This window comes from Micromonospora sp. NPDC049891, assembly GCF_040660295.1.
In the GTDB taxonomy this organism is placed as follows: Bacteria; Actinomycetota; Actinomycetes; order Mycobacteriales; family Micromonosporaceae; genus Micromonospora.
In genome coordinates this window covers 1-1,212 of sequence record NZ_JBFAML010000085.1, presented here as the reverse complement: position 1 = coordinate 1,212, position 1,212 = coordinate 1, and the positions used below count along the sequence as shown (strand labels likewise).

The following is a 1,212-nucleotide window of genomic DNA, read 5'->3' as shown; positions in this document are numbered from 1 at the left end:
GTTACAGAGGTTCGCGCGGCTAATGAGAGGCTTTATCTCCTGCCTGAGATAAGGATTGTCATTAGTCGCGAGGATGTAGTGAGAAGGCAAATCGAGTCACAGGCGTGTCGAGTCGTCAATGCGATTGCGCGCCGCTAATCAAGGATATAATTTTGCTGACACCGATCATTCGCAAATTCCAGTATGGCCAGCATACCGTCACCATCGAAACCGGTATGATGGCTCGTCAGGCCACCGCCGCCGTTATGGTGAGCATGGATGACACCGCCGTATTCGTTACCGTCGTTGGCCAGAAAAAAGCCAAGCCGGGCCAGAGCTTCTTCCCGCTGACCGTTAACTACCAAGAGCGTACTTACGCCGCCGGCCGCATCCCGGGCAGCTTCTTCCGTCGCGAAGGCCGTCCGAGCGAAGGCGAGACCCTGACTTCCCGTCTGATCGACCGTCCGATCCGTCCACTGTTCCCGGACAGCTTCCTGAACGAAGTTCAGGTGATCGCGACCGTGGTTTCCGTTAACCCGCAGGTGAACCCGGACATCGTCGCGATGATCGGCGCCTCTGCCGCCCTGAGCCTGTCCGGTATTCCGTTCAACGGCCCAATCGGCGCAGCGCGCGTAGGTTACATCAACGATCAGTATGTGCTGAACCCGACAACTGACGAGCTGAAAGAAAGCCGTCTGGATTTGGTGGTTGCCGGTACTGCAGGCGCGGTGCTGATGGTTGAATCCGAAGCGGAAGTGCTGAGCGAAGATCAGATGCTGGGCGCCGTGGTGTTCGGCCACGACCAGCAGCAAGTGGTTATCGAAAACATCAACTCCCTGGTTGCCGAAGCCGGCAAGCCGAAGTGGGATTGGCAGGCCCCTGCGGTCAACGAAGCGCTGCACGCGCGCGTGGCTGAACTGGCCGAAGCTCGCCTGGGCGACGCTTACCACATCACCGAAAAACAAGAGCGTTACGCTCAGGTTGACGCGATCAAAGACAGCGTGGTTGAAACCCTGCTGGCGCAGGACGAAACGCTGGACGCCGGCGAAATCCAGGACATCCTGGGCAACGTCGAGAAGAACGTGGTGCGTAGCCGCGTACTGCGTGGCGAGCCGCGTATCGACGGCCGTGAAAAAGACATGATCCGTGGCCTGGACGTGCGCACCGGCGTACTGCCGCGCACCCACGGTTCCGCGCTGTTCACCCGTGGCGAAACTCAGGCGCTGGTTACCG

Annotated in this window: 1 pseudogene; it reads left to right on the top strand. The window is 59.3% G+C overall.

Going from position 1 to position 1,212, the window contains the following annotated elements:
* Positions 1-152: 152 nt before the first annotated feature.
* Positions 153-1,212 (top strand): annotated as a pseudogene (locus AB0I71_RS32580) (polyribonucleotide nucleotidyltransferase); the annotation flags it as partial.